The sequence below is a fragment of the Paenibacillus sp. FSL R10-2199 genome (assembly GCF_038000235.1).
Classification (GTDB): domain Bacteria; phylum Bacillota; class Bacilli; order Paenibacillales; family Paenibacillaceae; genus Paenibacillus_AQ; species Paenibacillus_AQ phytohabitans.
Genome location: NZ_JBBOBO010000001.1, coordinates 3217075 through 3243396, shown reverse-complemented (window position 1 = coordinate 3243396; position 26322 = coordinate 3217075). Strand labels below are relative to the sequence as shown.

17 protein-coding genes are annotated in these 26322 nt (G+C 44.2%); 2 read left to right on the top strand and 15 right to left on the bottom strand.

Annotation, left to right across the window (positions count from 1 at the left end):
* Window positions 1–98: 98 nt before the first annotated feature.
* From NYE33_RS14105 to NYE33_RS14060, 10 genes are all read right to left on the bottom strand, one after another.
* Entirely contained in the window at window positions 99–4625 is a 4527-nt protein-coding gene (locus NYE33_RS14105; protein ID WP_341068659.1) for a GH32 C-terminal domain-containing protein, read from the bottom strand.
* Window positions 4626–4898: 273 nt separating this feature from the next.
* Window positions 4899–5903, bottom strand: a complete 1005-nt coding sequence (locus NYE33_RS14100; protein ID WP_042141479.1) for a LacI family DNA-binding transcriptional regulator — start codon at window positions 5901–5903, stop codon at window positions 4899–4901.
* Window positions 5904–6202: 299 nt separating this feature from the next.
* Entirely contained in the window at window positions 6203–8476 is a 2274-nt protein-coding gene (locus NYE33_RS14095; protein ID WP_341066180.1) for a GH32 C-terminal domain-containing protein, read from the bottom strand.
* Window positions 8477–8497: 21 nt separating this feature from the next.
* Window positions 8498–9730, bottom strand: a complete 1233-nt coding sequence (locus NYE33_RS14090; protein ID WP_042139110.1) for an MFS transporter — start codon at window positions 9728–9730, stop codon at window positions 8498–8500.
* Window positions 9727–11511: a non-ribosomal peptide synthetase gene (locus tag NYE33_RS14085; protein WP_340943450.1), complete on the bottom strand. Its 1785-nt coding sequence runs from the start codon at window positions 11509–11511 to the stop codon at window positions 9727–9729. Before NYE33_RS14085 ends, NYE33_RS14090 begins: the two co-directional genes overlap by 4 nt.
* 27 nt (window positions 11512–11538) lie before the next feature.
* Window positions 11539–12786, bottom strand: a complete 1248-nt coding sequence (locus NYE33_RS14080) for an ATP-grasp domain-containing protein (RefSeq protein WP_042139112.1) — start codon at window positions 12784–12786, stop codon at window positions 11539–11541.
* Window positions 12783–13031 (bottom strand): acyl carrier protein, encoded by a 249-nt coding sequence (locus tag NYE33_RS14075; RefSeq protein WP_042139113.1) that lies wholly within the window; start codon window positions 13029–13031, stop codon window positions 12783–12785. The genes NYE33_RS14080 and NYE33_RS14075 overlap by 4 nt, the downstream gene beginning before the upstream one ends.
* Window positions 13032–13045: 14 nt before the next feature.
* Entirely contained in the window at window positions 13046–14311 is a 1266-nt protein-coding gene (gene lysA, locus NYE33_RS14070; RefSeq protein ID WP_042139114.1) for a diaminopimelate decarboxylase, read from the bottom strand.
* Window positions 14301–15410 (bottom strand): hypothetical protein, encoded by a 1110-nt coding sequence (locus NYE33_RS14065; protein WP_042139115.1) that lies wholly within the window; start codon window positions 15408–15410, stop codon window positions 14301–14303. Before NYE33_RS14065 ends, lysA begins: the two co-directional genes overlap by 11 nt.
* A gap of 23 nt (window positions 15411–15433) precedes the next feature.
* Window positions 15434–16819 (bottom strand): hypothetical protein, encoded by a 1386-nt coding sequence (locus tag NYE33_RS14060; RefSeq protein WP_341066176.1) that lies wholly within the window; start codon window positions 16817–16819, stop codon window positions 15434–15436.
* Window positions 16820–17465: 646 nt separating this feature from the next.
* On the opposite strand from NYE33_RS14060, the gene NYE33_RS14055 reads away from it, so the two are divergent.
* Window positions 17466–17651 (top strand): tyrosine-type recombinase/integrase, encoded by a 186-nt coding sequence (locus tag NYE33_RS14055; protein ID WP_081970124.1) that lies wholly within the window; start codon window positions 17466–17468, stop codon window positions 17649–17651.
* 268 nt (window positions 17652–17919) lie between these two features.
* On the opposite strand, the gene NYE33_RS14050 is transcribed toward NYE33_RS14055, so the two are convergent.
* Window positions 17920–19758 carry a beta-glucoside-specific PTS transporter subunit IIABC gene (locus NYE33_RS14050; RefSeq protein ID WP_341066175.1) on the bottom strand — a complete coding sequence of 613 codons (1839 nt, stop codon included), beginning with the start codon at window positions 19756–19758 and terminating at the stop codon, window positions 17920–17922.
* 59 nt (window positions 19759–19817) lie between these two features.
* A complete protein-coding gene (locus tag NYE33_RS14045) occupies window positions 19818–21410 on the bottom strand; it encodes a GH35 family beta-galactosidase (RefSeq protein ID WP_341066174.1) in 1593 nt (530 codons plus the stop codon).
* A gap of 137 nt (window positions 21411–21547) precedes the next feature.
* Here NYE33_RS14045 and NYE33_RS14040 point away from each other — a divergent pair, with 137 nt between their 5' ends.
* Complete coding sequence (locus NYE33_RS14040; RefSeq protein ID WP_341066172.1) at window positions 21548–22378, top strand: helix-turn-helix transcriptional regulator; 831 nt, start codon at window positions 21548–21550, stop codon at window positions 22376–22378.
* A 379-nt stretch (window positions 22379–22757) separates the two neighbouring features.
* Here NYE33_RS14040 and NYE33_RS14035 read toward each other — a convergent pair whose 3' ends face one another.
* The 3 genes from NYE33_RS14035 to NYE33_RS14025 all read right to left on the bottom strand — a co-directional run bounded on the left by NYE33_RS14035 (window position 22758) and on the right by NYE33_RS14025 (window position 26188).
* On the bottom strand, window positions 22758–23396 hold the full coding sequence (locus tag NYE33_RS14035; protein WP_341066171.1) for a class I SAM-dependent methyltransferase: 639 nt from the start codon (window positions 23394–23396) through the stop codon (window positions 22758–22760).
* A 367-nt stretch (window positions 23397–23763) separates the two neighbouring features.
* Window positions 23764–24657, bottom strand: a complete 894-nt coding sequence (locus tag NYE33_RS14030; RefSeq protein ID WP_042139122.1) for an ROK family protein — start codon at window positions 24655–24657, stop codon at window positions 23764–23766.
* Window positions 24638–26188, bottom strand: coding sequence for a glycoside hydrolase family 32 protein (locus NYE33_RS14025; protein ID WP_341066169.1), 1551 nt, complete (start codon window positions 26186–26188; stop codon window positions 24638–24640). Before NYE33_RS14025 ends, NYE33_RS14030 begins: the two co-directional genes overlap by 20 nt.
* Window positions 26189–26322 lie beyond the last annotated feature (134 nt).

Genomic DNA, 26322 nt, shown 5'->3' with positions numbered 1-26322 from the left:
TCTGTTTAATATATCTGCTTATGGAACACCCTTACACGTTAAAAACTCTAGTAGTTTATCGTTGCATAGAAATTAACCCATGAGCTGCTTTTTTAATTCTAATTCACAAGTACCGGCACGTTCACATCATCCACATTAATATGGCCGAAACCTCCAGTAGCATTGTCGACAATTTTAATATAGCAATCAGTCCCTACAAAAGAAGCAGCCTCCCAAGTAATGCGGCTATAAGCCTCATCGCTATTGCCTGTCGCTTTTAGCAGCTCAGTGCCATCCGACGCCCGGACCAAAGCAATGTATAAATTATTGATATCGTTCCCTCCGCCGATCAGAAAATCAATCGTTCCATTACCGCCAAGGGTAAATGACACAGATTTCAGCACCCCTACCAGAGAATCACCGCCATCCTTAAACCCCCAGAGATGATACGCACCGCTTTGATTAAAGGGCCCTCCCCATCCCCAGCTCGTATCCGCTGCAACATCCGCATCACTGAACGCATTACCACTTACAATAATCCATCCGCTCAGATTTCCGCCCTCAAAGTCGTGGTTAGTCAAACTGCCAGTCTCCTGTGCAGCTTGGGTGGTTGCTGTGACACTGTTGCTTGCTGCCGAGATATTTCCCGCAGCATCCTTTGCTTTGACAGTATAGACATAGGGTGTATTGGTTGTCAGTCCGCTATCTGTATAGGTTGCTGTTGTACTAGTAGCTACCTGTACTCCATTCCGGTAAACCAAGTATCCAGTTACTCCTATATTATCTGTTGAAATCGTCCACCCCAGGGATACAGAATCCTTAGTTGTGCCGGTTGCTGCCAGATTCATCGGAGCTGCCGGAGCTTCGGTGTCAGCAGCTCCACTGCTGACCGGAACGTTCACATCGTCCACATTGATATGGCCGAAACCTCCAGTAGCACTGTCGACAATCTTGATATAGCATTCCTTTCCAATATAAGCAGCTGCATTCCAAGTAATACGACTGTAAGCCTCATTGCTGTTGCCTGTCGCTTTTATCAGTTCAGTGCCGTCCGATGCCTGAACCAAAGCGACATATAAATGATTGATATCATTCCCTCCGCCGATCAGAAAATCGATAGATCCGCTGCCACCGAGGGTAAATGTAGCAGACTTCAGTACACCTACCTGAGAATCTCCCCCATCCTTGAACCCCCAAAGATGGTACTTGCCACTTTGATTAAACGGTCCTCCCCATCCCCAGCTCGTATCCTCCGCAACATCCGCATCGCTGAACGCATTACCACTTACAATTGTCCAGCCGTTAAGGTTACCGCTCTCAAAGTCATGGTTTGTCAAACTGCCAGTTACCACCGCAGCCTGGGTGGTTGCTGTCACGCTGTTGCTTGCTGCGGAGAGATTTCCCGCCTCATCCTTTGCTTTGACCGTATAGAGATAAGCCGTAGCTGCTTCCAGCCCGCTATCTGTAAAAGCGGCTGTCGTACTCGTCCCTGCCTGAACTCCATTCCGATAAATTACGTAGCCGGTTACCCCCACGTTATCTGTGGATGCCGTCCAGCTAAGGGATATGGAATTCGATGTGGTCCCGGTCGCTGCAAGGTTCTTAGGTGCTGTCGGTGCTTCTGCATCAACAGTTCCACCTTGAACCGGGACATTAAAATCATCAATATTAATATGGCCCCACTCATCCGTTCGTTCATCGACTATTTTGATATACATGGATGTACCTATATATTGGGTAGCATCCCAGTATCTCTTGGTGTACCCTTCCGTAACGCCCTTGGTGCTCGGCCAGTTCCAATAGCTTCCCGGTCCGCTTGACCTGAAGAGCTCTTTCCCGTCTGAAGCACGTACAAAGGACACATATAATTTATCAATATCAGACCCTCCACCGATCAGGAAGCTAACCTGGCCGTTGCCTCCGAGTGTAAACTCCTTAGACTTTAATACTCCGGTGGCAGCATTCCCACCGCTTAATTGCCCGGATAGGTGGTAATTACCCTCATGATTATACGGTTGGTTGTTTCCGAATACCGCTGCATTTGTAACCCCCGCATTAGTAAAGGCTGTACCGCTTTCTATGATCCAACCCTCTAAGTTACCGTTTTCAAAGCCGCTGTTTGAAATTTTCCCAGCTGGCGCCGCAATAACAGTAACTAAGCGTGAAGCTGTTTTGGCGCCGTCTCTTGTTTGGGCCGTAATGGTTGCAGTCCCGACGGATTTACCAGTAACCACTCCGTTAACTACCGGCGCGACTGAGGTGTTGCTGGAAGTCCATATTACATCTTTGTTCGTAGCGTTTGCCGGTGCAATTGTAGCATTAAGCGTTTTTTTGCCGCCTACGGCTACCTCCAGATTTGCAGGACTCAAGCTCACACCACTGACTGCCACTGGGTTATATGCAGAATTCATTGCCCAAACCTTAAGTGACTTAACAACGATTGAGCTGGTGTTTGCATCTCCCCACAATTGAAGACCTTTGGCATCCGCTCTGGTAGAATAAGTACGCGTAGTAATAGATTTAAGTCCATTCAAGTAAGATTCAACCATGGATTTATCCAAATATACGTGTAGTTTGACATTCTCACTGCCGATATCTATAGTACCTTTTTGGATACCCTTATTTTGACCGGCAATCGTCTTTGTTCGGTCGACACCATATTCTTTAGTACTGTTTTTGTAATAAATTAATGTCTCTTCTTCGTTGTTAGGAGATTTTCGAACTTTGATTCCTACACTATCAGCAGAACCGCGGCTCAATTCCATTTCAATCTCCACCGTATCGCTTTGAATGGAAGAAAGGGCAGCATTGGCTGAAGCAAAACTCGTATCTGTTGTAATATTTACAAGTTGCTGGCCTCTTAAGGACTGCAGCTCGGGGATGGGATTAATCCCCAATTTTCCATCCGGGCGAAGCGAAAGTTCTACAGGCAGACCGGCATTATGTGCCCAACCTGCATCGGACTCTTCCTGAGAGTTCCTTTCCCCTTGAGCAATGGTGAACATAATATTACGTCCTGACTGCGGATCTTTAAAACCGCTTGGACCTGTAAAATGAAAATCTCCAAAATCCATTAATTGAGGCTTGGGATCATCAGGTGTGAACTTCGCCGTAGAAGCATTCCAAGTACCAATCCAATAATACACCTCCACATTCGCTCCGCTTCCGACCGGGCTAATAGCCAATAAATGCTTGCCGTTTCCCAGAGACATCATAACCGGCATTTCCCATACGCCGCCTAACTCCGGATATGTTGACGGATTGGTTTGATAGATTGGGCCGCGATAGGTCCAATTCATCAGATTAGAGTCTGTTGTGGAATAGACTGCTGCAGATCCACCCTGCCCATCATAACCCGTTCCTACCAGCATAAACCAGGTTGAACCCTCTTTGAACACATACGGGTCTCTGAATTCTCCGAATTTCCCGTATTGCTGGGCAACAGCCAGCTTCGGCTCTTTTACCCATTTCTTCAAATCGTTATCGCCATCCGTCTGAACCGTACTACGGGCAACTCCTACGTTCTGGTTGCTGTTAAGGTACGCTCTTGAATCATTGCCGGCAGTGAAGAAAAGAGTAGGATTCCCTGCATCATCAATAACTGCGCTTCCACTCCAGTCACCATCGGGATCTACCTGGAACAATTCAGGTGACAAGGCAGGCTGCAAGTTTCTCCAGTGTACCATGTCTTCGCTGACCCAGTGGCCCCACTGTATATTATGCCAATAGGGTCCATGCTGGTTATTCTGATAGAATAAATGGTATTGTCCATTATAATATAGCGGTGCGTGGGGTTCATTCATCCAATGCCCTGGTGCAATAGCATGATAAATAGGGCGATAGCGGTCTCCATCGTAGACATTTCTGTCAAAACTAAGATTTGGTGTCGGCAGGTTTCCTCCAAGGGCTGACATGTAGCTCTGATAGGAGTTTTCCGCTTCAGCATTTGTAAAGGCTCCGTTGTATATTTTCACTTCATCAATGAGTCCGTTAAACATATGCAAAGGAAATACAGCAAGTTGAGTGCTTTGGTTGTTTTTTCCGATGAATAGCTGATTCCCTGACGATGTGATTGTGGAATTTGCAGGAATACTGCTCTTACCCACTTGACGACCGTTAAGGAACAACTTCATAGTACCCGCAGCTCCGTCAACAGTAGCTACGAGATGAGACCATTCATATCTGGGTAGAGGTTCATAAGACCAAACCTCATACCATTGCCCACCCGAGCCAATTTGAAAAGACCAGGTTCCATGCCGGAACATTCCAAGGACAAAACCTTGTTTACCTGGTTTATCGTGCTGATTAACGATTGCTGAGAGAGTACCATTGTCACCCCATTCATAGGCTCTGGGAGCAACCCAGGCTTCAATCGTCATACTCTGAGAAGGAGTGGTGATCGGTGAGTGTGTCACCCAATTCGAGTACCCGTCAAATAGCAGGGCTTTGTCAGATATCCCGTCATTACGCCATAACGGGTCATTGGAAGGTTTGTAAACTGCATTATTGAAAATATAATTAATAGAATCATTTGAATTGCTGATGTTTTCTTTTGTCGTTTTCCCGCTTCCTTCATTAAAGCTCCATTCTGCAATTTTAGAAGTTGCAGCTTCGGCTTTTGGTATAGTGATCCCATATGGCATCATTAACAAAGCAGCAAGCACAATAACCAATATCCTAATTGATTTTACTTTTTTCCCCACATAATTACCTCCTTATTTTTTCATTTCATTCTTCTTCCTACTTGGTAATATACTTTGAATCCCCTCCCTTAAGGCACTGTAAATCTATAAATACAATGCGGCAGGCATCACCACCTCTCAGCTTGGATTCAAGCAAATAAATATAATGATACCGCTTACAAAATATTAGAAATAAAGAAATCGTTACGTAATCGTTTACTTAACTTATAAAAAAAGTCAGAGCGATTGTCTGACTATTAAATTCGCTTTTAAGCGATGTTCTTTCTTTACTAAAGTGTCATCTTCAATTCTCTGCAGTATGACCTCAGCTGTTTTCACACCAAGTTGAAATGACGGTTGTTGAATAACGGTTAACGGAGGATGAGTGACTTTGGTCCATTGAACATCATCGAATCCAACAACGGCCAACTCGTCCGGTATACGAATTGAATGTTCTTGCAAATACGCCATTGCTCCCATTGCCATCACATTATCCGTTATAAAAATTGCTGTTGGATTCTTCTCTAACAAATCCCCCACCTTGCTATACCCATTCTCAAAACTCACATCGTCAAAACAAATCAATGAATCATCCAGTTCCAGACCTGCGTTTATTAGTGTTTCAGAATAACCTTCATACCGTTCAATCGTTGTCGTTACTGAAAGTGGACCGGATAAAAAGGCAATTCTTTGGTGCCCTTTGTCTAGAATCTTTTGTATTGCGTTCATACTTGCAATCTTGTTGTCAATAAGTACGGAATCTCTTTCACAATGATCAGGGACCCTATCAATATAAACTACAGGATAATCACCAAACAATTTTTCGTAATCGCATTCTCTACTGGCTGGAGCTAGAATCAGTCCGTCAATCATTTGTGAATCAAACATACCGATCTCTTTGTCTTCCACTTCAATATTGTCACTGGAATCACTCAAGATAAGATGATAGCCCCTTTGTTTCAATACGCTTTGAACTCCGGCTGCTACGGACATGAAATAAAAATTTGAAGTTTCAGAAGCAAGGAGTGGAGCAAGAAATGCGATAATATACGACCTGCGGCTGCGTAATGATCGAGCTACCGAATTGATTCGGAAGTTCAACTCATTCATTGCAAAATGCACCTTTTGTTTCGTCTCATTGGACACAAAGCGTGTCCCGTTAATGACGTGTGAAACCGTAGCCGTTGATACATTAGCCCTGAGAGCTACATCTTTAATGCTGACATTCTTTTTCTCAGTCATCTGAATTACACCTATCTTATTTCGCATTAAGCATCCCGATACTTCAATCGTAATTCCTTAGCGTCATTGAAGTAAACGATTACTTACTATATAATATATTTTCACTACAAGGTTTTGTCAAATATTATGACCCTCGAGTGATTTTTCGATAAGTCTTGAAAAAGTCCCCTTACAGTAGCAGATATATTTCAACTGTCTACTGTAAGAGAAATAAATCAAACTGTATTTTCTTGCCCCTTGCTGCCGCAGTTTCTATTCTAGGATTGTTGTAAGCTTGTAAAATTCAGCCCTTAAAGTGTCTAGCTCTCAAACGCAGGTTTCATTTCCCAGACCTCCAGCGATTTTACCGTTAGGGTACCGGCGCCCCAGATCTGTATACCAAGAGCATCCTTACGGCTCGGATAAACGCGAGTCGTCAAGCTTTTCAATTCGTTGGCGTAAGCCTCTACCATAGAACGGTCCAAATAAATTTGCAGCTTCAGATTCTCGCCGTCCAGCTCCAGAGTTCCGCCTTGAACACCTCTATCCCAATCAGCCAATGGGTCAAGCGATGATTTGTTTCTGTCCACGATCAAAGCCGCTTCCTTCCTGTCATAATAGAGTAACGTTTCTTCTTCACCACCGGGGGAGCGGCGAAGTTTTATTCCCAACTGTGTGCACGTTCCCGCCTCTAATTCTACCCGTATCTCCAGCATATCGCCTTTGATATCTTTTAATAGATTATTGGCTTCGTCTAATGGTTTATCTTCAATTAATATGAGTTGTCTTCTGCGAAGCAGTTCCAGTTCTTCGATAGGCATTATTCCAAGCCGCCCGTCCTCGCGAAGGAAGATGCTAAGGGGGATTCCTGCATTGTGGGCATATCCGGAATAATAATTAATCTCTGAAGTTCTGACTCCCTGGGCAATGGTAAATATGAGCTTACGTCCCGTCTTTGGATCAACCATACCGCTAGGACCCGTGAAATGGAAATCACCCAGATCGATCAACTGCGGTTCTTCATGATCTGGAGTAAATCGCATGGCAACTTTATTGAAAGTACCTATCCAGTAAAAAACTTCAACGTCTGCTTCAGGTCCCAGAGGGCTAATAAGCAAAATATGTTTTTCTATTCCAGTTTTGTCCTGACCAAGCGGAAGAAATACAGGCAATTCCCACATACTACCGAGAAATGGGTATTTCTTAGGATCGCTTATATAAAAGGGGCCTTTGTACTTCCATTGAATCATGTCCTTTGACGTATAAGCGAGTAGCGATCCACCCTGGCCGTCGGTGCCTGAACCGATCAGCAAATACCAAGTGTCTCCGTCTTTCCAGACGAAAGGATCTCGGAAGTCGCCATAATAGCCCTGTCCTTTCTCTTGAACGATGACAGGAACGGGGTGTTTCTCCCAACGGACCAGATCGTTATCACCGTCTTTTATAAAAGTACTTCGCGCCAGCCCTACCCGTTGGTTCGGAGTGGCGCTGTCGTCACCGGCAGTATAGAACAGCGCCGGAACACCGTTCTCGTCATAAGCGGAACTCCCAGACCAAACGCCATCTGGGTCCAGGCCATTCTCCTCCGGAGCAAGTGCCCATGGAAGATCCCGCCAATGCGCCAAGTCATTGCTAACCCAATGTCCCCAATGGATAGTATGCAAATATGGCCCATGCGGATCATGCTGATAGAACAAATGATATTGCCCATTAAAATAGATAGGTGCGTGCGGCTCATTCATCCAATGCTGCGGTGGACTGAGATGGTATTGCGGACGGTGCCTGTCGTTGGCAAGCAAGCAGCGGTCCAGTTTAATATCATCGTACGGAATCGCTGGAATCGCACCTCCGTAAGGAGTCACATATTCCTGGTAAGACTGTCTCACTTCCTCTGCCGCAAGAGCTCTATTGTACATTTTCAATTCGTCAATCATGCCACTGTACATGTTGAGCACATATGGTGTATCGCCTAATAGGAAGCCCTTGTTATTCTTGGCAATCATTAAATCCCTGTTGCATGGTGTAATTATGGTGTTAGCAACAATTGATTTGGTCGCTACCTCTTCACCATTCAGATATAGCTTCATCACGGCATTCCTGCTGTCAAAGGTTGCAACAATATGAGACCATTGATTCAGGGGAAGTTCATGTCCATCCGCCCAAATCTCAACCCATTCATTATTTAATCCTACTTGCATAGACCATTGTCCATAACGTAAGATTCCCAAGATAAACCCTTCATTCTTCTCGCGGTCATGTTGATTAACGATGGGCGAAAGCCTTGATTCTATGCCTCTTTCATAAGTACGGGGCGCCACCCATGCCTCTATGGTAAGAGCGTCCTGCAGGATAACCATTTTCTCCGCCGGACGAGCGATCCAATTGGAATAACCGTCAAACATCAGCGCATTTCCGCTGATTCCTTTTCTCCTCTGAGGGTCATGCGAATCGTTATAGCGCGCTTCGTTTAACACATACTCAATCTTATCACTGATTCCGGTAACGTGATCTAACGCTTCCTTTCCACTTGCTTCGTCAAAAGACCAATGGCTGATTAATCCTTGTTTGTTTTCCATCCGCAAAATTCCCTTCACTGTATATTCGTAGAGGACACCTTAGAGGATATTCATCCCTTTCGCCTCTGCCAAGGTTGTCTTCCGGAACAAAGGTGCAGTAATCAAAAGTCCAACTCCAAAAAATGCACCGGCTAACAGGTACATCACCATAACTGACAACTGATCCTTAAGCCATCCTGACATGCTCATCGTTATCAGCATCGAACCCATAAAGAGAGGAGACAGTAGGCCATTTACTCGACCGATATAAGCTTGCTCTGTATTTTTCAATATCAAAGTTTGAACCGCTACCTGAAAGCCAGGTGTAACCATACCTATGAAAAATTGAGCTAAGAGTGTAAGCCACATAAACGTCGATAGACCTGAAATCACCATACACAGCGCATTGACCGCCAAACCGACAGCAAGTAGAGAGCGGGCCTGCATGAATTTGCTCAACACTACCGTTAAGGCTCCTCCGAGAATCATTCCCATACCGTTCAAAGAGAGCATCCACTGTAAATATTCCTTCGGCAATCCGAGTCTATCCGTAATGAGAAAGATGCCCAAAGGCTGGATAAACCCGATGCCAAGTCCGGTAAAACAAAAGCACGTTCCTAATATAAGTAATATTTGTCTATCCTTAATATAATGCAAGCCTTGAGCCATTTCAGTCCTGATGCTATTCGAATGTTTCATATTGTCGATATTAACGTCTGCTGGCAGCAAAGATAAGACCGTAGCCGATAGAAGGAAACAAACTGAAACCAGACCGATAGAAACCGATATGCCGAATTGATAATAACATAGCGTTCCCAGTACCGGTCCGAGTAACGTAAAGACAGCAATCACAGACTGGAACATGGACATTCCAGATTGAAGTTGATCCTCCGGCACATGCTTCTTAAACAATTTCATACTCGATGGCTGAGAGAATTGTGACAAAATTGATGAGACCAGCGTTGCTAAAAAAATGACCTTCCATGTACCAAGCAGCAAGGCCAGCAGAACAAACGCAACCGAAATCGCACTGCCTATATCGCACCAGACCATCGTTTTTTTGGGTTTCCATCGGTCTGCCCATACGCCTCCTATAAAGGAAAAAATAAATATAGGCGCAAATTCAGCAACAGATATTAAGGATACGGCTAATGCGCTTCCATTCGTCTTCTCCATAACAAACATCAAAACCGCAAAGTTTCTGACCCAAATCCCAAGCTGCAAAAAAGTTATTGATAACAAAATCCCAATCATAAATCGATTTCGCAGCAGCTTGCCCATCCCTGTCTTCATAAGTTCACCCTACCGAGACTACGATTGGCCACATACTCGGAAAACTGTCCTACCGTCGAGGATTTCATTTTTTCCCAATCTGCGCTTTCTATTTCAAGTCCGAACTCGGTCTCGACTCTGACTAAAAGACGCATGAAATCAAGCGAATCGAGTCCTAACTCGGCCAAGGCACCCCTGCCTACCGTATGCTCTGAATATCCAGCGCCTTGATCCTGTATTTCATTAAGAATTTCAAAAATTCGGTTAGCAACGGGCTGACTACCTGCTTCAAGGTACATTGTATTGTCTTTGTCTGCTAGCTGAATGGGATTCGGGAGCGCAGCGAAGTCCGTTTTACCATTGAATGTTAGGGGGATCCGCTCGATCCTTATCAGAAATGCAGGGACCATATACTCGGGTAATGTACTGGATAGATGCGAATGAATTGCCCCTTCATCAATAGTCCCGTCAGAAACGTAGTACACACACAGTGAGGGTTTTTCCCGGATATGAACGAGGTTCGCCACCGCATCGTACACACCACTCACTTGTGTTAGTTGGTACTCAATTTCACCTAATTCGACCCGATGCCCTCTCAACTTTACCTGCCTATCGATTCGGCCCAGATAAACAAGCTGGCCGTCTATATCAACATTCACAAGATCACCCGTTCGATAAAGCCTTTTCCCTGGGTACGCCGGATGCCTGATAAATTTTTGTGCTGTCAGTTCAGCCTGATGCAAATAACCTCGGGCCAAGCCTGCTCCGGACACCAAGAGTTCTCCTTCGTAGCCTGTAGGACAAGGTTCCATAGTATCAGTGACGATATGTACCTCGACGTTAGGGATGGGAAGACCTATTTTCACTTCATTATCCGAACCGCTAAATTTGTATACCGTTGTACATACGCTATTTTCCGTAGGCCCGTATTCATTGAATAGATCGGCTTGAGGCACAACTTGATAATGCTTCTTCACAAGCGACCTGGAAAAACCTTCTCCTGCAACTGTCACCTTCTTCAAGCTTTGTACAGCATCCGGGCATTCATCCAACAGTACCTTGTATAAGCTGGGTACCACAAGCAAGTGAGTAATCTGGCGACTTGTCAATACGTTCCGGACATAATGCAGATCGTTCCTCATGCTCTGCCGGAGAAGAACCAAGACTGCTCCGGATGCCAGCCCCGTGAATAGGTCTTCCACAGAGCTGTCGAAAGATAGCGATGCAAACTGAAGAACGTAATCTGATTCGTTGAGCTTGTAATATTCTTTTCTCCAGGCTATCGTATTGGAAATAGCCCTATGCTCGATCATCACGCCCTTCGGCTTCCCCGTAGACCCAGACGTATAAATAACGTATGCTAAATTTCCAGGTTTGCATAAAACCCTTGACTGCATTTCTTCTGAGGACCAATCGATTGAATCCGTCATAAGAATTCCCAGCGTTCCGCGTAACTGGTTCAATACTATACTGGAAGACAAATTCGCCATTACAATACTTGCACCACTATCCCGAATCATGAAGATTGCCCTTTCCTCCGGGATTGCCTTGTCAACGGGCAAATAAGCACCTCCAGATTTCAGTATGCCAAGGATACAAACAATCGCCTCTATGGAGCGCTCCATATAAATGGCAACGACGTCTTCCGGCCCGATGCCTTTGTCCCGAAGGAGAACGGCAACTTTATTGGCTCTATTGTTTAATTCCCCATAGGTAAGCTCTTGTTCCTCATCAATTAAAGCGACTGACTCTGGCGTTCTGAGCGCCTGCTCTTCAAAAAACTCGTGTAAACATTTCTCCAAGGTTTTCTCTCCTATATCCGTATAGTCTTAAGAGAACGAAAATCGCTCCAATCCGTTCATTGTCCGTTCGACCGTTTCAAGGTCATTACCGTATACTAAAAAGAAAATGCGGTAAACGGTTTTGTTTGCATCAGCGGTTTTGGAAAAATTGTAAATCAGAAAGGAATCGCGGCTTGCAATTCGGGTCATGGCTGCGCAAATCTCATCGAACCCGTAAGTTACCGTGCTTTCCCCGCGGATGAAACGACTTATAATATAGCGATGCTGTTGCCGAAGCCTCCAAACCAGAGGCAACAAGTACGTCACTTGGGTGAACCTTGCATTGATCTCGATTACAGGAATGAGTTCGTCTTTATCGTCTATGATGGAGTCAACACCGGCAATGCCCGAATAACCCATTTCCATCAGATGGTTTCCCAGCTTCAGCATGCTGTCAGTATAGCTCTCCAGCACAGCGTTTTCGTAGATTGGTGCATAATCGCTCCCCAAATAAATACCGTACTCATCTATTTTCTGCTCAGTTATGCCCAGTAATGTGACATGTCCAGCTTCAATCAAAAGCTGGCAGTTCATTGATCTTTTTATCGGATGCCACCCTTCCAGCAAAAGCTCAAAATCTTTCCTGCGCCTTCCAATAAATTGGAGCATATGGGTGAATGAGGTTTCATCTTTGATGATCCGCATTCCTTTGCCAGACGATCCGAACGGGACCTTCAATACCGTTTTCTCAAATCCTTGCTTTCGCAGCATGCGGTATTTCTGAATTAATTCCTCCTCGCTTGTACAAAAATCCCCTTTAGTCAAGTTAAAACCAATTTCTGCAGCTAAACGCCTCGTCTGGAATTTGTCGTTAATATGCTTGACCAGCAAAGGATCGGAACCATATATGCTAATATCATTACGGTATGCTTCCGCGCAGATAGCCTCATTTACAATATAGGGAACAAGTAACGACTCTCTCCCATATCGCATGTCAGACCAAGGTAGTGAACTGGTGCCGCTGATTTGGCGAATCACGGGAATCTCAATGCCGTGCCCTTCCAGATATGAGATGAAACGTTCATCCGGATTATGGCGAAACAAGAGGGTGTCGTCGCGCCTCGACAAGAAAATCATCTGTTGCTCCTGTTGAATGACCAACTCCATCTGACTATGATCCTGCATAGATGGAAACACGCGGCTGTCGTTCCATTCCTGCTCCTGATTAATGTTATAGAGCCAGTGCACATCCTTCTGCTCTTCGTGAAAACGAAATATGCTGAATGGCGACTTCATTCTGCAAGCGCTCTCTTTTCTTCCACCTTAGCAACTATTTTTCTGACCGTGTCAAAGTGCTTCAATAATAGTTCCTCATCTTCGAATGCAATATTAAATATCGCTTCCAATTCAACAACTAAGCCGACAGCGCTCATAGAGTCGAGGCCTATTGATGCAAGATCCGCATCTGGATCAACGACTTCAGTAATTTTCAACAAACTGCCCACAATTGCTGTAATGTTTTCTTCTAATTTCACGTCCACAATATATCGCTCCCTTATATATCCTTCGGTAAATATTGATGGCGAAGCAGATCTGAGACATCCCCCCGCTCTCGGATGACAGAAAGTTTTCCATTAGCCACTAATGCCTCTAGGGGTGTAGGATGGCCTAAAAATTGCAAGGGACTATAAGACAATCCGTACGCGCCTGACTTCAACAGCATAATATAATCCCCTGCGTTAGCTTCTGGCAATTCGATATCCTTAGCCAAGCAATCCTCCGGTGTACATAGAGGTCCGACAAGGTTTACTCTTTCCAGGTTTCCTTGTGCAGGGGTACCATTACTTCTCACGAGCCGGACCGGAAAGTTGTTTCTCATAGTCCTTCCTCTGAAGGTTGAGCTGACATGATGGTGCATTCCGCCGTCGAGGATGAGGAACTTTTCGCCCTTAGATTCCTTTACGTACAACACACGCGCTACATAAGCTCCTGACTCTGCAAGCAGAAACCGTCCGGTTTCAATCATAAAACGTGTTTTGGGAGAATGTTGGAGGTACTCCGCTACCAATTTATTTGTTTCTCTGCAGACATGCTCAATGTCCAATTCTTTCTCATGTGAGAAGTAGGGAACTCCGAATCCTCCTCCCAGATCAATGAACTCGAAGTCCAAACCGTGCTCTATCTGTAATTCCTTAGCAAGGTTTATTGTATAATTAAATGCTTTGATGATCTGATTGCTGTCTAAAATTTGGGTTCCTGAGTATATATGAATACCCTTGAAGCTAATGTTAGGCATGCATTTAAGCTTCTTGACCATTGCAGTAAGCGAAGATTCATCAATCCCAAACTGTCTGGGTAGGCCTCCCATTCGAATCGCCGTATTCACAATACTCATATTGGGATTGATCCGAATTCCAATGCCGGCGGTAAACTTCCTCTCCGCTGCCAGCGCTGCGATCCGATCAACCTCGTCAAACGATTCTGCATTGATGCAATAAATTCCGTATTCCAAGGCATTTTCGAGCTCTTCTGTCGTCTTTCCCGGACCGGAGAAAATGATCCGCTCCGGCGGAAATCCAGCCAAACGCGCCAAATGCAGTTCTCCCATAGAGGCAACCTCAACGCAGCTCCCCCACCTGCGAAGCCGCGCAGCCAAACTTATGTTGTTGTTTGCTTTCAGTGAAAGTCCAATATCTACGGATGGATGTAAAGACATCCTCAATTGATGGTAACGATCGTGTAGGACTTCTTCGTCGTATAAATAAAGAGGAGTACCAAGCTCCTGCGCCCATTTTGCAATTTTGCAATCCTCAACCCTCATATAATGAACCTGCCGTTTCCCCAAATTGTGAATCCAGTCCGATTCCCACCACTTCAAGCGCTTCTTGCAGCACTTGGACATCTAAAGCTTCTGCCCTAAGCAGCATCTCAATCATACGATCCAGATGATGTTTCAAGCCTGAAAAATTATATTTCGACATCCAGAAGTAGGCCTCGTTCAGGTAATCGACTACCAAAGCCGCTTGTTCAAGCAAACGATCGTTCGTCTCAATAAGAGTTAGGTTCTGCAAATAACGAAGCCGAATCAAGAAACCGCTTTTATTCTCAACAAATTTTTTCATACCGAGAAGGATATGCTTGTCCATCAATAAGGATGGATGCTCGTAAAGAATCGTCCGGGCAAGTTCGGCAAACCCTTTATAAATAGAAATCCCAGTCCATTCCAGACACTGGAGTTCTCCTCCGGCCAGTGTTCTTTCCTTGATTTTCCTCTCTGCACCAACTAGACTGTTTTCTATCGATTCATAGATTTTGTATAAGCGCACAGGCTGTGCAGATGGTGATTTTAAACGAATAAGAGTATAAGGCATTTCAAATCTTCCCAGCCATCTATAAGCTTTGCGATCATCCCGAACCTGCTTAAGGGCAAACTCAAAGCTGGTTTCCAGCTGTTCAAAAGGAATCTCGAGTATCGACCAATTATCATTAAGCAGAATCAGTACGTGCCATACGCGGCGCAAGCTGTCATAACCGCATATCAAAAACTCATGGATCACATGTTCTCTCAGATAATACGGCGTTTGCTTCAGATAAAAATGATCGCAGGCGATCAACACATAGTTGTTTCTGTCGATAGCATCCTTTGTAAACGAACAAAACTCGCCTTTACCGGGCATCACCGTAACTGTATCCAGCATACGACCGTAAAACCAATTCATATCGTAATATTCCAGTCGGTAGTATTGGACCCAGAATTGATCAATCGGAGCGCCGAGACTAAAACCCATTTCAAGTTCAATAAACCTTTCCATAAACCATGGCTTGAAATGCTCTTTCGTCATTAAAGGGGCAAGCCGATAGACATGCCAGCAATCATTAGTTATACCTGTAGATAAATGTAGCGGCAGTATTTTTCTCATCTTCTTAACTTCCTTTAAAAGAGTTAATAGCCTGCTGAAAGAGCGAATAGATGCAAATTCGAACAATCAGGCAGTTCGATGTACTGAATTTTCTTAAGTTTGGTCAATTTGAAATGGTAATCATAAATGAATACCTTATGATTAAGTGGCTGGATAACACCATTTTCGTTTTTAGCGCAACGGCCTGAATAAATAGAGGACTCGCCGAACATCGGTTTTGTCGCTTCCCAGTCGGTAACTTTAACGGAAATCTGTTCAGAATCCATATCCTCGTAATGAACGATTAAGCTTTCAAAAGGACATCCCCACTCTCCGCACCCCAGAATTGACAAAAAACCCACGATTGGCTTTTCAAAATGAACAGGAATCATTTGTCCGCGACAGGAGATGTTGTCGGGCTTAAACCCGTCTGCTTCCGGAAATAAAAATTCCACTACTCCCGCTTGGATACATCTATCACCCGGTATGTCTTCGCTCAAAAAAAAATCTCCGGTACCCGTAAAATCTGCCTGATGGCCGCCGATTATGGAGCCGAATGCTGTATTATTGAACCACGGTGCCAGTTCGAACGTTTCACAATTATTGAGAGTTGGTCTCTGCTGAGGCTTTTGCCGTGTAACGTCTGGAGCGTACTGAAGCACTCCTGTAATCAGATTGTATAATCGCTCTTCCAGATCGGCAGTCTCTTGCACTTTCAGGCTGATGCGTTTCAACAGACCAGATTCTTCCGCACCAGTGAAAAAAGCTTTATAGAACACACCAGTTATTATTTTCCATTTTTCAGCCAAAACTTTGAAATCACTTGCAATTTCTTTAAGCGCGTTTCTACCATGCCATTCTTGTTCAGACAAGTAGCCAAGATATACGCTGAATTTCTTCCGATTGTTGCTTATCGTATAAAGATGATTAGAGATAGGCGGACCATAGGGTGGCAGCAACGGACGATAACCGTTAAATTCTGCTTTCAAATCCAAACTGCGAATATCCTCGGCTAATTTTTCCATAGCTGAAAAAGGATGGTTTTCTCCACTTCCCCTCTCAAAGTGGTTGAGCGATTTGTTGAGCAAATCACGAACATCCGGAACAGCTTCTTTTCCGCTAATCATAAAGGTCGTAACCGGAATACGCTCCCCGACCCATTCTTTAACTGATATCTTCTCCCTCTCACATCCATACCAACTGTCTGTGCAAATAAAGCTTTGAGTCAAGGAATCCCAGCCTGTTGCAATGATAGCGTGTTCATAGGGAGTTTCATGGCGAGTGTAATTCGTATCCCAAGGTATACAGCTAGATTTCAACTCTATAACCGACGGTTTTCCAGCACGAAGCTCCTCCTGAAGCAAAGTTACTGCATCGTTTATGGGGCGCGAATGAACGTGAGCACGCACACCATGGTATTGCTCAAGCATGGAAAAGCTGAAATTATTCTCGGTTTGAAGGCACTCTCCGATAGATTGGCCAGGATGACGCTCGTACCGGAAAGACCAAGAATTTGCCAGAGCGCATTCGTAGCCCCTTCCGTAGTATCTGCCAATAGAAGCATAAGAGTTTTCCAGACAATCCAGATTATCGTTTCGTTGGAACGGCACGGAAAGAATCAATAGCATCTGACCTTTCTACTAATAAATTGGTTTAAGCAAACGATTACGTAAACGTTTATATGTCTCGACGTTTTTTATTATAAATAGATCATTTAATAAAGTCTATTAAAAATTTTCAAAAATTAGGAAATTGAATTTCTATACGCCGATACCTCCTTGATTTTCCCAAGTGCGAAGTATACCATTATTTTGTGCGAAGAAGTTACTCAGCTTCCTTTTCTTATGTAAGCAACTGCTGAATTGGAGTTTATTATGGTTTTGCGTCTTGTACCAGCCTTCGAGGAATTACTGCTGCGTATTCGTGAGCTTCAAGCTCTCATTAAAGCCATATGTGGTAAATACTACTGCACTGATTACGAGAAGTATATCTATCTGGACAAGTTGGGACAACGAGTTAACCGGGCTTTATCACACAAAACTTAACTAGATCTCTTAAAAAAATGGTTTACGTCACATTCGCTATCACGATCTGCGTCATAGTTGTGCAAGCCTCTTACTCGCTAATGGAGTCAGTATGAAAGTAATTCAGGAATGGCTGGGATACAGCAACTATTCTACAACAGCCAACATTTATTCTCACTTGGAATACAGTTCCAAAGTATCTTCAGCATCAACAATGAGTGGTGTTTTGGTCTTTTAACTAAAAAAGATCGCACTGCCCTCCATATTTCATGAGAGTCATGCGATCTCCTCCTCGTTCTCTCCTCCGGAAAAAGGAGAGAACTCGTTAAAAAGTTCTCTCCCAAGCTGTTTCAAAAACCAAGATTTTTCGAAAAAACCCTTATAAACCCTCCACTTGGAGCATGATCATTGAAGGTGTCCTCTTTATAGGCGGCAACCGCACCTCCCCACAAGAATCCTTCTGGAAATTGAAGACTCATATATCAAACCTCTCTGTTATGAATGTTCTAGCGGCGAACGAAAAGCACTGGTGTTCCTTTGTCAATATGCCCCTCTTCCTTTAAGACTTTTATTTCGCTAAAGTCACCAGAATTCGTAACTACAATCGGAGTGATAACTGAATACCCAGCCTCTTCAATGGCGTTAATATCAAATTCTAACAATAAGTCACCTGAAGCCACTTTCGCCTGTTCTTGCACAGCGGCTTTAAAATGCAGCCCCTTCAACTTGACCGTATTCAAACCTACATGAATTAGCAACTCAGCTCCGGACTCTGTTGTAATCAAAACGGCGTGCAGTGTAGGAAACAATCGGCTGACAACACCTGTTACGGGTGAGTACAGTTTCCCCTCAGTTGGTTGAATAGCAATTCCCTTACCCATTGCTTCCGATGCAAAAGCCTCATCAGGTACTTTAGATAAAGATAAGATGTTCCCATTGAGTGGGCTAAGCATCGGTTCTGCTGTTTTCACTTCAGAAAGGACTTCTTGGTTATCCTGAAGCTTTTCGCTTTTCTCATATCCGAAAACCAATACTAGCGCTGCTGCCAATATAATTGTAATAAGGAACGAGATGACGATTGGAATGATTGGAGAAAATGCAGATAAAGCGAAAATGTTGGTCAGCACGAAACCATGCATACGAGCGCCAAAGAATCCATTGATCGCACCCCCTACAGCGCCAGCGATAATGATATATGGTACGGTTCGCTTGTACCGGAGCATTATCCCGTACACAATTGGTTCCGTTACACCAGCTAAAATGCCCGAAAGTGCAGCGGGTCCTGCAGTTTGTTTCAGATCGCGGTTTTTCGTTTTCAAATAAACTCCAATGGCAAGACCGATTTGTGCCATATTCGCTGCAGCTGACATCGCCAACATGTTATCGTAACCGTTTGCAGCAATGTTTGCAAGAACAATTGGGAATAGCCCCCAATGTAAACCCAAGACAACCATAAATGTAAAGCCTGCACCAATGACTGCACCACTTAGCAGTCCACTTGTATTCATCAAGAAGGTGATAACAGAAGCAATACCATCACCTACGTATACACCAAACGGCCCAAAAACAAGTGCAGTGACTGGTACTAAGATACCGATAGACAACATTGGGACTAAAAACAAACTGAGATTTTTGTGAATAACCTTCTTCAGCCAACGTTCAAGATAAGCGAAAACAAAAATCGAGATAAAGACCGGAAAAACCTGTGAAGAATATGTCACTAGAATGACAGGAATTCCGAAGAAGTCGCTCCGGTCACCAGCTTGGCTTAGTGCCGTAAAATTTGGTTCCATTAAAGCTGCACCGATGGCCGCAGCCACATAAGGATTGGCTTTCAGTTTAATCGCAAGGGTTACAGCTACAAGTATAGGCAAGAAGTAAAAGACAGCGTTTCCTGCAGCGCTTAAAATTGCATAGGCGCCATCTTGTTCCGTTAACCATCCTAGCTTGGTCAAAATGATAATAAGCGCTTTTAGCATACCGGATCCAACGATCACCGGCAGCAGCGGAGTAAAGGTTCCTGAAATCAAATTAAATAAACCATCCAAGGATCTCATTTTCGTTTTCGTATTCTCAGTAGATTCTTGACCGCTCCGTCCGATTGACGTATTTTCCATAATCTCCTTATAGACCTCTTCGACATGGCTGCCAACCACGACCTGGAACTCACCTCCGCTTTCGACAACGCTCATAATTCCTTGCAACTTTTTAATTTCTTCTTTATTTGTGTTTTTTTCATCTTTCAAGCGAAAACGAAGACGAGTTGCACAGTGGGTAAGGTCAATTACATTATTTTCACCACCAACTTTTTCAACAATGTGACTGGCTAACGTTTTTTTGTCCATTTTAACCTCTCCTTAAACGATCTTATAAAGCGCGCCCGGGAGGGCGCGGCGTAAATTTCTCAATGAGAATACAAAGATACTTTTAACACTTGTGGCTCGCTGCCTAAAGATACGCGATATTCATCACCATTAAGTCTTCTTCCAGGTACCCAGTTTCCGTCTTCATACCAGCCCTCATCGATAGAGATAAATTCTGCACTCTTTCCCGGCTCCATGGATGTAAATTCCACGGAAAATCCATGCCCCGCAATGATGTAATCATGATCAGAAACCGCGATAATTAAACCGCCAGCTGGTGCAGATTCACTGTTCAAACGGTTCTTAAACCGCAGTTGAAAACGGTATCCACCAAGGCGAACCGCTGACGGATAGGCTGTATCCTGCAGGATACCCCGCATTTGCCGGGTACCGTAATACTGTGTAATCACCGGCGTCATATGATGCAGTAATTCATAACTCTTAGACAATAACGGCCCCACTCCAGTGCTCTCCATGACCATAAAATGATTTGGGGGTAAAAATCCCGCGCTCCATGGATCAACTCCGTTATCCATTGTTTCAATACCAAAAGGTGTATATCCCAACGCCTGATGCTCCCCAATAGCATAAAAGACGTTTGCTGCTGTTACACTATCCCGGCGTGTCTCAGGTATAAATAATGGATTGTCAGGGCGGTCATAGATTTCACAGACTTGTGCAAACTCGTTAAGATATATGTCCGGAGCGATAATATCGATATGCGGGCCACCGGCCTTCCAAATATCGATTACATTCTGGTTTGGCCCTCCGGTAGGGTATTGCCCCGGATCCTGCTCTTCGTATTGCTTCAGCCATACATTGACGAACATTGGAAGATGATATTCTGCCTTTCCTGCCGCAGCAACCTGATCAATAAAACGGGACATATGCCAAGCAGTGAAGATTTCCTCAGCAGCAGATCCAAAAAGCTGTGTCCACCCAAGCAGATCAGTCCCCTGGCTGTCCCAATGCTTTTTAAGGAAAGCATTTAAATGCTCGGCGTGATCCTTAAGATACTGAATCAGCTCAGCAGGCACGTTTTCTTCAAACAATTTGTCTGCCTGAGGCGAACAATCACGTGCTGTACCGAGAAATCCAACTTCATTTTCTACTTGGATCATGATTACCGTTTGTTCCGTACTGTCAATTTGACGTATGAACCGCATTAATTCGGCAAAAGCTTTACTGTCGGCTTGGAGTGCCTCTTCGGAATGACAAGATACAATCGGCAATTTTTTTCCATTCGCCGACTGAACCCTTGGAAAGCGGAGTGTGTCGCGCTTGACCCAAGCTGGCACATACGTCGAATGAGAGTTCTTCCACATTCCGAACCAAATGAAAACAAGCTTCAGATTATGTTTCCTGGCGCCTTCAATTAAACCTTGAACCAGTGTGAAATCAAATGTTCCTTCTAACGGCTCGATGAGCTCCCAACTAACCGGTATCACAGCAGTGTTACAATTAAAATAAACTAGGCGCTCCCAGACATTTTTGTTCATATATTCGAGACTGGACGAGCTTGAATTGTGAACTTCTCCAGCCAGGGATATAAAGGGTCTTTCGTTAACGATCAGTCTGTAAGCGTCGCCACACTTATCCAGACGAGGCATTCCATTGTTGTTTATATGCGTCATACAATCCTCCTGTTTTTATTAAATAAAAATTATTTGCTAAATACATTTCATATACTCATTCTATTCACTCTTTAATTAATTGTAAATAATACATCTTTGCTTTATAATATATAAAAAAATTGCGAAAGAGGCCACTTATGAAAAGAAATGTTTTTATTCCACCACCTACGTTCAAACATCATTTGATGTATCCGGTAGTCATTGGGCATTATTACGAATTCCCCACCCATCGCGAGAACCGGGAAAGTGGTTTTTTGGCTCAATATAACCTTCATCTCGTGCTTAGGGGGAAGGGATTTGTTATTCATGAAGGAGAGCGACTTGAATTAACTGGAGGGTGTGGGTTTTTGTATCCTCCGCGAGCGGAGCAACAATACGGAACTGATGAAGACGATCCTTGGGAAATTTGTTTTGTGCATTTCAATGCTGTGGATCCGCTACTAGCCATGTGGAAACTCGATAGCACAACAATCTTTAGATTCGCAGGCATTCAACAAGTACAACGGATATTCTCATCAATGTTTGAATTAATGGACACGTTCAGAACAGGTAATGAACCACACCTGTCGGCACTGGTCTACGAGCTGTTGTTATTTCTGTTAAAAAATTCGGAGTCGCTAAAACAGAACAATACCCTTGATCAAAAAGAAGTTATTCACGGAATAGCAGATAAAATTCACGACAAACCTGGTTTCCATTGGACTTCGGAACATATGGCGGAACTGTCTGGATACAGTCTGTATTATTTCATACGGCTTTTTCAGAAAATTATGGGGATGAAACCAAATGAGTATATTAAAATGAGCAGGATATCAGCCGCAAAGAACCTTTTGGTTGCCACTGACTTACCTATCTATGAAATAGCGGAGAATGTTGGATTTTCAAGCACTAGTTATTTTATTAAGGTCTTTAGAGAAGCTATCGAAACCTCCCCGCAAGTTTACAGGAATATATACAAGCAATCTTAAATGAGAAATGTCTCTTTAAAAATCGCCTTTTATGATTCTTATTTCGCTGCTCCGCATGCCGGTTATGATCTGTTAAAATTCATGCAGGAAAGCAGGCAAACGCTTAGAGTTATTTCTAAGTGTTTGCCTGCTTTTTATTATGAAGACAGACGAAAGTGAGCGAAATGATGACAGCTCCTACAAAGAAAAAGCGCCGAATAGGCGCTTGAGGAATGTTTTTATAAAGAATGAAATGGTTGGCGTTGTTCTTCATCCTAGTGCTTTTTTTTTCGTAAAATTATGTCACGGCATCGTTGGTGCTTCGCTTCGCTGCCGTCACTTACAAAAACCAGATAGAATACAATTAATAACGAAGCAGAAAATGGTCTTTCTCCATATATTATTTTCTGATTTTGCTGATGAAAAACGGATATTCAGGAAAGGCTTCGTATAAATCGTTTTGCATAATTTGATATTTAGTATGACTTATATATTCTTCCAACATTTCAAAGGGCGTATATTTTAAACCTGCCATAAACATCAAATGTCCTCCAGGCTTAATTAAACAAAAGCATGAATCCAAGCATTTCTCGAAGTCCCCGGTTTCATTAATTGCGGACCCAATTAGGGTTACAATATCGAAGGCCTCTTGAGGCAAATCGGAATCGAAAATGCTTTTGCATAAAACCTTCGATGGATTCGGATGCTGTTCCCTCTGCTGTCTATACTCGAATATCCCACAAATACTTTCGTCAATATCAATGCTGGTTAAACTGCCTCTTCCCTTAAGCCAATATCCAAGGTAGTCGTCCCAACCTCCAGTTCCAATCCCAATATTACATACCTGGATTTCATCAAAAACATCAAATTTCTTTTTTACATAATCCCTTGACGCCAATAGGGTGTGAATGCATGGTGGAGAGGAGTTCCATTCTCCGGCATCCGGACCATTGAGTTCCAAATAATACTGAAGTAATTTATCATCATCCATTTTCATTGATAAATACTCCCATCCTTTAATTATATTTGGTTTCTTCATTTCCGTCCGCATTCAGAGCAGCCGTTCATTGACCTCATCGATCTTCTTTTCATTGTATTTGAATTCTATATCGTTTATTGGATATTCTGTCGTATAGCTTTAATCCGCTTTCAATAAGCTCTAGTCTGTCATGTTATAAATGCTTCCTTTCATTAAAAGATGCATTACCGTTGACAGAAGTTATGTATTGTCCATCAATCTGATTCTTAACTCCGTAACAAAGAATTTTTAATCGAAACAACGTGCGCACTACTATCTGTGCACACGTTGTGTGAAATGACCTTTGATAATGGATTTCTAATTATTGCTTGGTTTGATCGAATGTACTGACTTTGGGATTGAGCCTTTAAATACTCTAAACTCCCGCTTATTTTTGTACCGTTGTGTGTGATCCTAACGCTCTTATCCCAAGTGCTAATGCCCCACACAAGCCGGCATTATCGCCGAGCATAGGGGCGACAATATAATGTTCGATATCCGATACAATAGGCTTGGCACTCACGTATCCATTGAGAATGCTGCCCACCTGCGCTCGGATCATCGGGAATAACTGGACTTGCTTCATCACGCCCCCGCCGAGAATGACTTTCTTAGGGGATAACGTCAGGATGACATTCGATATGGCCTGCGCAATGTAGAACGCCTCCATCTCCCATGCCGGGTGGTCTTCCGGCAGTGTATCGCCCTTAGCCTTCCACCTTGCTTCCAGCGCCGGGCCTGCCGCCATTCCTTCCAGACAATCGCCATGATAGGGACAATTGCCACCAAAATCATCGTTCGGATGCCGCCTTGTGAGGATATGTCCACCCTCTGGATGAACAAGTCCATGTACCAGGTTACCTTCGGTATAAACGCCGACTCCTACGCCAGTCCCGATCGTATAGTAGACACAACTGTTCAATCCTTGTGCTGCACCCCATGTGGCTTCGCCCAACGCGGCAGCATTGACGTCCGTATCCCAACCGACCGGAACATCGAAGACCGATTTTAGCGTACCCACGAAATTATATCCGGACCAGCCAGGTTTTGGCGTTGTCGTCACATAACCGTAAGTCGGACTGGAGTGTTCGAGGTCGATCGGACCAAACGATCCGATCCCTATGCTATCGACTCTCTTATCCCGGAAGTAGGCGATGACATTCTCCATCGTCTCTTCGGGTCGCCGCGTTGGAAAATGAACCCGATCCTCAATCTCCCCTAATTCATTCCCGACACCACATACAAACTTTGTTCCGCCTGCTTCAATTGCCCCGATACGCATGTGCTTCCTCCTTGATCTCATCTCTCCATATGCTTCCCAGCTCATTGATTTGAAGCGACACCAGCTTTGCGTTTCCGCCTACCGTGTAAAGCTCAAGTCCGTTGCTTGCGGAAGCGGGGAAAATCATGTCCGAGATGACCGCTGTACCCTCACCACCGAACACTTCAATCGACGACCAATCCATGAAGATTGACATGCGTACACGGTTATCAACAGGCAGCAGCGGTGCCTGGTGCTTAGCTGCGAAGTCCGGATGGAAATTCGTAGTGCCTGATTTCGTGCGATCGACAAACAACTCCATGTTTAGGGTATCGTACCCGACCACCGTTTCTTCATCTGCAGACTTTCTAACCTTCATTCCGAACTCCGTTGCGGTTCCAATTTCGAATTCCGCGATCAATTCCGCTTTATCAATAGTGATGTCAGCCAGCGGATTCGTATCCGGAACCAAGGTTACATTCTCCAGAGCCATAAGCGGTGAACCTATCCTTCTCAATTCTTCTACCGGTTCTTGCACCAGACGAAGGCCTTCCCGATAGGTTCTCAACTTCAACTCTCGTGGAATGGATGCATTTCCCCGCCACTTGTCAGTCGGAAGCGTCCCGGCATACCGCCAGTTGTTCATCCAACCGATCCAGAGTTTACGTCCGTCTCCTTCCGGTATATCGCTCCAGGTGACGGCCGCATAGAAATCAGACCCGAAATCAATCCATTTCACATCATGAATCGAAAGAATAGGCTCGTCCGGTGTAAATGTCTTACCATCGAAGCTACCGACGAAGTACATCATACCGGAGCCCCCTGCCGGTGGTTCAGGCTCATTCGGGTTCACTCCATTACAATCGCCCACACTTAGAATGAGCACCCACTTCTTCTGATTGGGATCACCATCGACATGAATCGAGAATAGATCCGGACATTCATAAACGCCACGATGTGTTCCGATGACGTCAGCGCCAAATGCACTAGCAAATGTCCATTCCTTCAAATTTGGAGAAGTGTAGAATTCCACACGGTCTTGAACAGCCAGAGTCATAATCCAATTGGATGTATCATCATGCCAGAATACCTTCGGATCGCGGAAATCAAGCGTCGTCTCCGGAAACAAGACCGGGTTCCCTTCATATTTCGTCCAAGTCCGTCCCTTGTCTATGCTGTAGGCGATGCTTTGAACCTGCGGCTTACCTGGTTGCACCTTGTTGTCGTTATTCGTATAGATCGCCACAAGCCCTGACCCGTCCTCATCAAAAAAACCACTTGTGTTCTGTGTATCGACTATCGCGCTTCCAGAGAAAATTGCACCGTCCTCACCTGGCGGCAAGGATGGTTCAAGCTCCTCCCAATGGACCAGATCGGAGCTTACCGCATGCCCCCAATGCATTCTCCCGAAATCGGGTTGGCTTGCGAACGGAGTGTGCTGATAAAAGAGGTGGTACTCATTCTCGTAATACACCAGTCCGTTCGGATCATTCATCCAGTTTTTTTGTGGCGAATAATGATACTGCGGACGGAACTTCTCTGTATAATTCATGTTTCTCCCACTCCTCCAGAATAATAATAATAATAATAATAATAATAGTAGTTGGAGCATGGCCTGCTACAGCATGAACTCACGCTCCGACGGTATGAATTATAATGTAAGTTTCTCCATAAGTCCTGTACGAT

What these genes read in the sequence shown, in the direction of transcription:
- NYE33_RS14030 (WP_042139122.1), bottom strand. Translation starts at nt 24,657, where the DNA reads ATGCGTATCGGGGCAATTGAAGCAGGCGGAACAAAGTTTGTATGTGGT.
- NYE33_RS14045 (WP_341066174.1), bottom strand. Translation starts at nt 21,410, where the DNA reads ATGACGCATATAAACAACAATGGAATGCCTCGTCTGGATAAGTGTGGC.
- NYE33_RS14080 (WP_042139112.1), bottom strand. Translation starts at nt 12,786, where the DNA reads ATGAAGTCGCCATTCAGCATATTTCGTTTTCACGAAGAGCAGAAGGAT.
- NYE33_RS14050 (WP_341066175.1), bottom strand. Translation starts at nt 19,758, where the DNA reads ATGGACAAAAAAACGTTAGCCAGTCACATTGTTGAAAAAGTTGGTGGT.
- NYE33_RS14065 (WP_042139115.1), bottom strand. Translation starts at nt 15,410, where the DNA reads ATGAGAAAAATACTGCCGCTACATTTATCTACAGGTATAACTAATGAT.
- lysA (WP_042139114.1), bottom strand. Translation starts at nt 14,311, where the DNA reads ATGAGGGTTGAGGATTGCAAAATTGCAAAATGGGCGCAGGAGCTTGGT.
- NYE33_RS14060 (WP_341066176.1), bottom strand. Translation starts at nt 16,819, where the DNA reads ATGCTTGAGCAATACCATGGTGTGCGTGCTCACGTTCATTCGCGCCCC.
- NYE33_RS14090 (WP_042139110.1), bottom strand. Translation starts at nt 9,730, where the DNA reads ATGAAGACAGGGATGGGCAAGCTGCTGCGAAATCGATTTATGATTGGG.
- NYE33_RS14025 (WP_341066169.1), bottom strand. Translation starts at nt 26,188, where the DNA reads ATGAATTATACAGAGAAGTTCCGTCCGCAGTATCATTATTCGCCACAA.
- NYE33_RS14040 (WP_341066172.1), top strand. Translation starts at nt 21,548, where the DNA reads ATGAAAAGAAATGTTTTTATTCCACCACCTACGTTCAAACATCATTTG.
- NYE33_RS14035 (WP_341066171.1), bottom strand. Translation starts at nt 23,396, where the DNA reads ATGAAGAAACCAAATATAATTAAAGGATGGGAGTATTTATCAATGAAA.
- NYE33_RS14105 (WP_341068659.1), bottom strand. Translation starts at nt 4,625, where the DNA reads ATGATGCCATATGGGATCACTATACCAAAAGCCGAAGCTGCAACTTCT.
- NYE33_RS14100 (WP_042141479.1), bottom strand. Translation starts at nt 5,903, where the DNA reads ATGACTGAGAAAAAGAATGTCAGCATTAAAGATGTAGCTCTCAGGGCT.